This is a genomic window from Candidatus Blastococcus massiliensis AP3 (genome assembly GCF_000582785.1).
In the GTDB taxonomy this organism is placed as follows: Bacteria; Actinomycetota; Actinomycetes; order Mycobacteriales; family Geodermatophilaceae; genus Blastococcus; species Blastococcus massiliensis.
The window spans coordinates 5311-14269 of sequence record NZ_HG931175.1; the positions used below are offsets into that span (position 1 = coordinate 5311).

Annotated in this window: 9 protein-coding genes; 7 read left to right on the forward strand and 2 right to left on the reverse strand. The window is 74.9% G+C overall.

Going from position 1 to position 8959, the window contains the following annotated elements:
* Positions 1 to 127: 127 nt before the first annotated feature.
* Complete coding sequence (locus BN344_RS14180) at positions 128 to 466, reverse strand: alkyl sulfatase C-terminal domain-containing protein (protein ID WP_040339298.1); 339 nt, start codon at positions 464 to 466, stop codon at positions 128 to 130.
* Between the two features lie 197 nt (positions 467 to 663).
* On the opposite strand from BN344_RS14180, the gene BN344_RS20360 reads away from it, so the two are divergent.
* The 5 genes from BN344_RS20360 to BN344_RS14205 all read left to right on the forward strand — a co-directional run bounded on the left by BN344_RS20360 (position 664) and on the right by BN344_RS14205 (position 5289).
* Positions 664 to 894 carry a hypothetical protein gene (locus BN344_RS20360; RefSeq protein ID WP_166518247.1) on the forward strand — a complete coding sequence of 77 codons (231 nt, stop codon included), beginning with the start codon at positions 664 to 666 and terminating at the stop codon, positions 892 to 894.
* Positions 894 to 1688: a TlyA family RNA methyltransferase gene (locus BN344_RS14190; RefSeq protein WP_040339300.1), complete on the forward strand. Its 795-nt coding sequence runs from the start codon at positions 894 to 896 to the stop codon at positions 1686 to 1688. The genes BN344_RS20360 and BN344_RS14190 overlap by 1 nt, the downstream gene beginning before the upstream one ends.
* The gene (locus tag BN344_RS14195; protein WP_040339301.1) at positions 1685 to 2728 is read left to right on the forward strand and encodes an NAD kinase; all 1044 of its coding nucleotides are present in this window, start codon (positions 1685 to 1687) and stop codon (positions 2726 to 2728) included. Before BN344_RS14190 ends, BN344_RS14195 begins: the two co-directional genes overlap by 4 nt.
* Positions 2703 to 4502 (forward strand): DNA repair protein RecN, encoded by a 1800-nt coding sequence (gene recN / locus BN344_RS14200; RefSeq protein WP_231486868.1) that lies wholly within the window; start codon positions 2703 to 2705, stop codon positions 4500 to 4502. Before BN344_RS14195 ends, recN begins: the two co-directional genes overlap by 26 nt.
* A 70-nt stretch (positions 4503 to 4572) precedes the next feature.
* On the forward strand, positions 4573 to 5289 hold the full coding sequence (locus BN344_RS14205; protein WP_040339302.1) for a methyltransferase: 717 nt from the start codon (positions 4573 to 4575) through the stop codon (positions 5287 to 5289).
* A 172-nt stretch (positions 5290 to 5461) separates the two neighbouring features.
* On the opposite strand, the gene BN344_RS14210 is transcribed toward BN344_RS14205, so the two are convergent.
* Positions 5462 to 6352, reverse strand: coding sequence for a TetR/AcrR family transcriptional regulator (locus tag BN344_RS14210; protein ID WP_231486869.1), 891 nt, complete (start codon positions 6350 to 6352; stop codon positions 5462 to 5464).
* Between the two features lie 165 nt (positions 6353 to 6517).
* On the opposite strand from BN344_RS14210, the gene steA reads away from it, so the two are divergent.
* Positions 6518 to 7705, forward strand: a complete 1188-nt coding sequence (gene steA, locus BN344_RS14215; RefSeq protein ID WP_040339303.1) for a putative cytokinetic ring protein SteA — start codon at positions 6518 to 6520, stop codon at positions 7703 to 7705.
* Positions 7702 to 8649, forward strand: coding sequence for a copper transporter (locus BN344_RS14220; protein WP_040339304.1), 948 nt, complete (start codon positions 7702 to 7704; stop codon positions 8647 to 8649). The genes steA and BN344_RS14220 overlap by 4 nt, the downstream gene beginning before the upstream one ends.
* The last annotated feature ends 310 nt before the right edge of the window (positions 8650 to 8959 follow it).

Sequence of the window (8959 nt, forward strand, 5' to 3'; positions counted from 1 at the left end):
CTGCGGGCGCTCTGCGTGGCCCACTGGGCCCGGGCCCACGCTGCGGCCGTGCCCCGGCTGGCGGCCGGCGACGAGCGGGCGGCGGCAGCGATGGCGGGCTGGGCGCTCCCGGTCGGCTAGGGGTGGCTCAGAGCAGCTTGCGCAGGCGGAGCAGGTCGCGGAGACCGGCCTCGAGCTTGACCCGTCCGGTGGCCCAGGCGGGTCCGAACGAGAGCTCACCCGCGGTGAGGGCGACCAGGTCGTCACTGGTCATCGTGAGCCGGATGTCGGCCTTGGTGACCTCGGGTCCGTGGGGGAGGACCCGCAGGTCCCGGATCGCGCCGGAGCTCAGCCGGCCCACGACCACCTGATCCAGGTCGGTGAGCCGGCAGCTCACACTGCGGTCCAGCCCCTCGGCGGCCGGGTTCGACGCGAGGTCTCCGAGGACGCCCCGGAGGGCGGTCAGGCTTTCGTCCAGCGTGGCCACGCGGGCGCATCTCCTACCGATGTCGGTGTCTACGGCGTGCCAGACGCTATCGCCCGGGCTCCGCCGGGGCCGTGCCCGAGGTCGGTGACCGGTAACCTCGGCGCGTCCGGACGGTGCCCGACCGTCGACCGGCCGCGCCCCCGTGCGCCGGCCGCGCACCTGCCGGTGGGCATCCCAGCGCTCGAGAGGCGATGACGATGAGCGAGCCGAGCACGCAGCGACCGGTGCCGGGTCCGCCGCGCCCGGGCCCGCCCCCGCCCGCGGCGGACTCCGAGGCGCGCACCGGCGTCCCGCAGCCGCCCGCCGACCCCGCCTCGCCCGACCGCTTCGGCGACCTCGAGCAGCGGCCGGTCGCCGATCACGTGGCCGTGTACGAGGCCGAGCACGAGCGGCTGCAGCGCGAGCTCGGCACGATCGACCGGCTCTGATGGCCCGTCGCAGACTCGACGCCGAGCTCGTGCGCCGGGGTCTGGCGCGTTCCCGGGAGCACGCGGTCGCGCTCATCGCCGAGGGCCGGGTCGCCGTCTCCGGCCGGGCCGCGACCAAGCCCGCCACCGGCGTCGACGCGGGCGACCCCGTGGTGGTGCGCACCGACGACGACGGGCCCACCTGGGTCTCCCGCGGAGCGCACAAGCTCCTCGGTGCCCTCGACGCCTTTGCCGTCCCGGTGGAGGGCCGCCGCGCCCTCGACGCCGGCGCCTCCACCGGTGGCTTCACCGAGGTCCTGCTGAGCCGTGGCGCCGCCGACGTCGTCGCCGTCGACGTCGGCTACGGGGAGCTGGCCTGGCCCCTGCGCACCCACGAGCGGGTGCGCGTGCACGAGCGCACCAACGTCCGCACGCTCACGCCGGAGACGATCGACGGTCCGGTCGACCTCGTCGTCGCCGACCTGTCGTTCATCTCCCTGAAGCTGGTGCTGCCGGCGCTCACGGCGTGCGCCCGGCCCGACGCCGACCTGCTGCCCATGGTGAAGCCGCAGTTCGAGGTCGGGCGCCAGCGCCTGGGTGCCGGGGGAGTCGTCCGCGACCCCGAGCACCGCATCGCCGCCGTGCTCGAGGTGGGTGCGGCCGCGCACACCCTCGGATGGGGGACGGCCGGAGTGGTGGCGAGCCCGCTGCCGGGTCCGGCTGGGAACGTGGAGTTCTTCCTGTGGCTGCGTCGCGATGCCGGCCCGCCGCAGGAGGACGACGTCCGTCGAGCAGTCCAGGAGGGACCCCAGTGAGTTCGACCAGCGAGGGCAGCGCCGCCCCGCAGCAAAGGCGGGTCCTGCTGACCGTGCACACCGGCCGACGCGACATCGTCGAGCTGGCCCGCACGTCGGCGGCCCGGCTGCAGGACGGCGGCATCGTCGTCCGGTTGCTCGAGGACGAGGCCGAGATGCTCGACATCGCCGGCGCCGAGCTGGTGCCGGCCGACTCGGCGGCCGCTCTCGACACCGAGATCGTGATGGTGTTCGGCGGTGACGGGACCTTCCTGCGCGCCGCCGAGCTGGCCCGGTACACCGATGCCGCCCTCATGGGCGTCAACCTGGGCCGGGTGGGCTTCCTGGCCGAGACCGAACCCGAGGCCGTCGAGGAGACGCTGCACGCCATCGAGCAGTGCGAGTACTCCGTCGAGGAGCGCCTGGCGATCGAGGTCGACGTCCTCGATGCCGGTGGCTCCCTCGTCGGCGGGACGTGGGCGCTCAACGAGGCCTCGATCGAGAAGGCCGAGCGCTCGCGCGTGCTCGACGTGGTCATCTCCATCGACGGCCGGCCGCTGACCAGCTTCGGCTGCGACGGCGTCCTGTGCGCGACCCCCACCGGATCGACCGCCTACGCGTTCTCGGCCGGCGGACCCGTCGTCTGGCCCGACGTCGAGGCGCTGCTCCTCGTGCCCACCAACGCGCACGCGCTCTTCGCGCGCCCGCTGGTCACCGGCCCGGACTCGGTCCTCACGGTGTCGGTCCCCGCCGACGGCAACCAGGCCCGCGTCTCCGCGGACGGACGCCGGACGGTCGACGTGCCGGACGGCGGCCGGGTCGACGTGCGCCGGGCCGCACGGCCGGTGCGCATCGCCCGGGTGCACGCGGCGACCTTCGGCGACCGGCTCGTGGCCAAGTTCGGCCTGCCGGTGCGGGGCTTCCGCGACGCGCGGCACGCGGGGCCGGGCCACGAGCTGTCCACCAGCCGCAACGTGCTCGCCCGGGACGTCGTCACCGGCTCCGGCGGGGTTCTCGCGGAAGGGGAGGGGGCCGGTGCCGGCACGCGCGACGACGCCTGACGCCCTGCCCGCGCCCCTCGCTGACGGTGGGTCCGGCCCCCTGCAGGAGGGCCTGGCCGAGCTGCGGATCCGCGGGCTGGGCGCGATCGACGACGTCACCCTCGAGCTGGGCACCGGGCTCACCGTGGTCACCGGTGAGACCGGAGCCGGCAAGACGATGGTGGTCACCGGTCTGACGCTGCTGTTCGGCGGCCGCGCCGACCCGGGCCGTGTCCGGGCCAACGGCCGCGCCGGTGTCGAGGGCCGGCTGCTCCTGCCGCCGGACTCGCCGGTGTGGCAGCGCGCCGCCGACGCCGGGGCCGATCCCGACGAGGACGGCAGCCTGATCCTCGCCCGCACCGTCAGCGCGGAGGGCCGGTCGCGGGCCTTCCTCGGCGGCCGCGCCGTGCCGGTCGGCGTCGTCGCCGAGCTGGCCGAGAACCTCCTGGCGGTGCACGGCCAGACCGACCAGCTGCGGCTGTCCCGGCCGGCCGAGCAACGGCGGGCCCTGGACCGCTATGCCGGGCCGGCCCACCTGGCGTCGCTCGAGCGCTACCGCGAGGCGCACGAGCGCTGGCGCACCGCGTCCGCCGAGCTCGACCGGCGGCGCACGCAGGCCCGCGAGCTGGCGCAGGCCGCCGACGTCCTCCGGCACGGTCTCGAGGAGATCGCGGCCGCCTCGCCCGAGCCCGGTGAGGACGACGCCCTCGCCACCCAGGTGAAGCGGCTCGGCGACGCCGACGCCCTGCGCGCCGCCGCCGACGAGGCCCGCATGGCCCTCGTGGGCGACGTGACCGGGGACCTCGGGGCCGAGGAGGCCCCCCAGGACGCGACGGCCGCGCTGGCGATCGCCGGGCGGGCGCTGTCCTCCTCCGACGACCCGACCCTGGTGCTCCTGTCCCAGGACCTCGCCGACGCCGTCGCGGTGGTGTCCGACGTCGCCGGTCAGCTGGCCGGGTACGTGGCCGACCTCGACGCCGACCCCGCGCGCCTGGCCGAGGTGCAGGAGCGGCGCTCGCTGATCACCGGCCTGGTCCGCAAGTACGCCGAGCCGGGTGAGGGCCTCGCGGGCGTGCTCGCCTGGGCGGCAGACGCGGAGCGCCGGCTCTCCGAGCTCGACGTCTCCGACGAGGCCCTCGACCGGCTCGCCGCCATCCGCGACGAGGCCCGGGCCGACGTCGACCGGCTCGGCGCCGAGATCTCGGCCGGCCGGCGCGCGGCCGCCGAGGGGTTCGCCGCCGAGGTCGGGAAGGAGCTCGCCGGGCTGGCCATGAAGAGCGCCCGGGTGTCGTTCTCCGTCGACAGCCATCCCGACGACCCCGGGCCCGAGGGGATCGACCAGGTGGCCCTGCTGCTCGCGGCGCACCCCGGCGCCCCCGCGCGCCCGGTGCACAAGGGCGCCTCCGGCGGTGAGCTCTCCCGCGTCATGCTGGCCATCGAGGTGGTGTTCGCCGGGGCCGACCCGGTGCCGGTCATGGTCTTCGACGAGGTGGACGCCGGGGTGGGCGGACAGGCCGCGGGAGAGATCGGCAGGCGGCTGGCGAGGCTGGCCCGGCGGCACCAGGTCGTCGTCGTCACCCACCTGGCCCAGGTCGCCGCCTTCGCGGACACACACCTCGTGGTGGACAAGTCGCCGGACACCGGTGCCGGCGTCACCGCCACCGACATCCGCGCGGTCGAGGGGGAGGACCGGGTCCGGGAACTGGCCCGGATGCTCTCCGGCCTGGCCGACAGCGACACCGGCCAGGCGCACGCCAGGGAGCTGCTGGTCGTCGCCGCCGACGCCCGAGCCTGACGTCCGGCGGTCACCGCACGCCCGGGTGAACTCGGGCGTGCGCAACCGAACAGCGGGGTAGAGGGCCGTCGTGACCTGCTTCTCCTCCGCCGACGAATCGGCGCACTACGGCTTCTCGGTCTGCATGTTGCTCGAGCACTACCGGGCACAGCTCGGGTGGGAGGCCGAGGGCGTGGTGGAGCTGGGCACCGGCGACGCGACCGCCATCGCCGAGGTCGTGGCCGGGCTGCCCGATCTGCGGGTGCGCAGCTACGACATCAGCGCCCCCTCGATCGAGGAGGCCCGGGCGAACATCAGCGCCCGCGGCGTGTCCGACCGCTACACCGTCGAGCTCGGCGACTTCTTCGACCAGGCCGACTCGGCCGGCGGTCCCCGCGTCTCGACGGTCATCTCGAACCCGCCCTACATCCCCGCGCCCGACCGGGACATCCTCATGCCCGAGCTCTGGGGCGGTGTGTTCGGCAACGACCTCGTGCTGCAACTGCTCAAGTCCGACTACGACAACGTGATCACGGCGGTCGCCAGCTACTCCGACCCGGTCACCACGGTGCGCACGGCCGAGGACCTCGGCTACCGGGTCGCGAACTTCCTCGCGATGGGGCTGGACTTCGGCACCTACAGCAGCGAGCCGAAGGTCCGCGAGCACATCCGCCGGCTGTGCGCCGACGGGCACGGCTGGGCGGGCGACGACGAGTACATGGTCGCCGTCGCCCTGTTCACGCGAAACCCCGACGTCCGCGGGGACCGCGCCGACCAGCTGCTGAACTCTCTGCAGATCACGGAGTGATCTGCAGATCACTCCGTGATCTGACCGCGGCCAGGAGCCGTTCCCCGGGGGCGTGCAGCGTGTCCCGGCCCTCCTCGGGGAGCCCTCCGGGCCCCGCTCGTCCGGCCGCCTCGCAGGGCGGCAGCGTGAGCTGCGGACGGGGACCCTTCGGGCCCGCCGTCCGCAGCGCACATCACCGTGATTTGGCGTAGCCGGCGAGGCCGAACTGGAGCAGGGCGAGGCCCCGGCGGCCCTGTCGGCGCAGTTCGCCCGCGAGCTCCGGCCCGGCCACACCGGCGAGCACCCGGTCGCGGGCCAGTTCCAGCAGCGAGGCGTACAGCCCGAGGACGGCGTGCGCGGCCAACCACGGCTCGACCTGGCCGGGCCACGCCCGGGTCTCCTCGGCGATGAGGCCGGCCAGCGCGTCGGTGAGCTCGCCCAGGATCTCCCGCTCGCGCACCTGGAGCGTCCGGCTGCCGCGGATCACCCGGGCCATGCGCGCCACGCCGTCGGCCGCCTCCGGGGCGCCCAGCAGGCTCACGGCCGCGACGACGAAGCTGCCCGCCGCCGCCGACACCGACTCGCCGGACGGGCGCTTCCGCACCGCCTCGAGCAGCGCCTCCCGCATGGGCGGGTCGGCGTCGAAGACCAGCCCCTCCTTCATCGGGAAGTGGTTGAAGACCGTCTTCTCCACCACACCCGCGCGCTTGGCGATCTCGACCACGCTCACCGCGTCGAAGCCCCGCTCGGCGAACAGGTCGGCCGCCGCGTCGACGATCCGGGCCCGCGTCTCCTGGTAACGCTGCTCACGTCGACCCGGGGCGCGCGCCGCGGGTCGGGCCGCTCCGGACCTGCCGCCGGCGGCCGGTGCGGCGTCGTCCTCGGTCCCCGACCCGGCCCCCGCCGGCCCGGGCGCCGCGCGACGGGTGTCGCCGTCGTCCTGCGGAGTGTCCGGATCCGGCGGGCCGGAGGGGAACGCCCTGATCAGCGGGGTGGGAGCGGTGGCAGCGGCGTCGGCCGCCGGCTCCGACGGCACAGGGGGAAGAGGGTCGGTACGGGGCATCACGCGGGCCACTCCAGTCACGCCCGCAACGCTAGTCACGACTCGGTAACGGTTCCGCGTGCGCGGCGACGGCGGCGACACCGGCGTGTCGCGCGCCCCCTGGTGTCGGACACGCTGCGTGAGTGGAAGATCGCGTTCGCGCGTCGGAGGACCGGCCGGTCAGGCCCTCGTGGGAGCATGCCAGGCATGCGCATCGGCACTCTCGGACGTGGCCGCGCACAGGCAACCGGCCCGGGCGTGGCCGGCACCGTGCGGCTGGACCGCCGCACGAAGAACCTCACCAAGCGGCTGCGTCCCGGCGACATCGCCGTCATCGACCACGTGGACATCGACCGCGTGAGCGCCGACGCGCTGGTCGGGTGCAAGGTCGGCGCCGTCGTCAACGCCGCGCCCAGCATCTCCGGCCGCTATCCGAACCTCGGTCCCGAGATCCTGGTCAACGCCGGCATCCCGCTGCTCGACGGCGTCGGGCGCGACGTCTTCGGGGCCCTCAAGGAGGGCGCCCAGGTCCGCCTGGTCGAGGGCCGGCTCCTGGCCGACGACGGCACCGTGGTCGCCGAGGGCGTGGCGCAGGACGCCGAGCGCATCGCCGCCTCCATGGCCGAGGCCCGGGCCGGGTTGTCGACCCAGCTCGAGGCGTTCGCGGCCAACACGATGGAGTACATGAAGCGCGAGCGGGCGCTGCTGCTCGACGGCGTGGGCGTCCCCGACGTGACCACGGCGATCGACGGCCGCCACGTGCTCATCGTGGTCCGCGGCTACGACTACAAGGAGGACCTGCACGCCCTCCGCGCCTACATCCGCGACTACCGGCCCGTCCTCATCGGCGTCGACGGCGGCGCCGACGCGCTGATCGAGGCCGGCTACCAGCCCGACATGATCATCGGCGACATGGACTCGGTGAGCGACGGCTCCCTCACCTCGGGTGCCGAGGTCGTCGTGCACGCCTACCCGGACGGGCGGGCGCCCGGCCTTCCGCGGGTCCAGGAGCTCGGTGTCGAGGCGATCACCTTCCCGGCCGCCGCGACCAGCGAGGACATCGCGATGCTGCTGGCCGACGAGAAGGGCGCCAAGCTCATCGTCGCCGTCGGCACCCACGCCACCCTCGTCGAGTTCCTGGACAAGGGGCGCGGCGGCATGGCCTCGACCTTCCTGACCAGGCTGCGGCTCGGCGGCAAGCTCGTCGACGCCAAGGGCGTCAGCCGGCTCTACCGCAGTCGCATCTCCACCACGGCGCTGGTGGTCCTCGTGCTCGCAGCGTTCGTGGCCATCGGGTCCACCCTCGCGGTGTCGGCCGCCGGGCGGGTCTACCTCGATCTGCTGCTCGACCAATGGAACAGCTTCATGTTCTGGCTGGAGAACCTCTTCTCGTGATCGACTTCCGGTACCACCTGGTGTCGCTGATCGCCGTCTTCCTCGCCGTCGCGCTCGGGATCGTCATCGGCACCACCCAGCTCAACGGGCCGATCCTGGACGACCTGGAGAGCCAGGTGTCCACGCTCGAGCAGGACAAGCGGTCGCTGGAGAACCAGACCCGGGAGCTGCAGAGCGAGCTCGACACCTCCGAGGACTTCGAGACCGCCGTCGGTCCCGCCCTGGTGCAGGAGACACTGGCCGGTTCCAGCGTGCTCCTGGTCGTCACCAACGACGACGTCGCCACGGACGACATCGAGGCGGTCGGCGCTCTGATCGCCGAGGCCGGCGGCACGGTCGCCGGGCAGATCAGCCTGACCCCGGCGTTCACCGACCCCTCCTCCGAGTCGAGCCTGCAGAGCTACGTGACGGGGTCCGGGCTCCCGGCCGGGGTCACGCTGCCCGAGGTCGACGACGCCGGGGAGCTCGTCGGCTCGCTGCTCGCCCAGGTCCTCCTCGTGCCGCCGGACGGCGCGTTCCCGGACAGCGCCGCGACGTCGTCCGTGCTCGCCGGCCTGTCCGCCCTCGAGGTCCTGCGGACCGACAGCGACTCGGTCAGCGCCGCGAACGTCGCCCTCGTGCTCACCTCCGGCGAGTTCACCGGCAGGCACGCAGAGGACCGGAACAGCACGCTCGTCGAACTCGTCACCGCCCTGGACGCGCGCGGCTCCGGCGTGGTCGTGGCCGGCGACGCCGCCTCGGCTCGCGAGAGCGGGCTCGTGGGGACGGTGCGCGAGGACCCCGACGTCGCCTCCGCCGTCTCGACCGTGGACAACATCTCGACCGCGGCCGGCCGGATCAGCGCCGTCCTGGCCCTCCGGGCCGAGGCCTCGGGCACCTCGGGCGCCTACGGCACCGGCGAGGAGACCCAGCCGGTGCCGCCGGTCGGGGCCTCCACCCCGTGAGGCGGCGGCCCTCCGTCCGCGGTCGGCGGGGCTCGTCCTCGCCGGCGTCGCGGCCGGCCGGGCCGCGCTCGCCGGCGCGGCCGCCCTCGCCGGCTCCGAGTCCGGCCGGGCATGGCAGCGCACCAATTACGCCGGCCGGCCGGTGACCCTGCTCGGCGGGCCGGCGCTCGCCGTGGCTGCCACGGCCACGGGCGTGCTCGGCGCGCCCGCCGGACTGCGGGTGGCCACGGCCGTCGTCGGAGGGGTCTCCGGGGTCGTCGGCGGCTACGACGACCTCGTCGGTGCGCGGCCGGAGCAGGCACGCGACAAG

Coding starts and splice junctions, on each gene's coding strand:
- BN344_RS14190 (WP_040339300.1), top strand. CDS start 894: ATGGCCCGTCGCAGACTCGACGCCGAGCTCGTGCGCCGGGGTCTGGCG.
- BN344_RS20360 (WP_166518247.1), top strand. CDS start 664: ATGAGCGAGCCGAGCACGCAGCGACCGGTGCCGGGTCCGCCGCGCCCG.
- steA (WP_040339303.1), top strand. CDS start 6,518: ATGCGCATCGGCACTCTCGGACGTGGCCGCGCACAGGCAACCGGCCCG.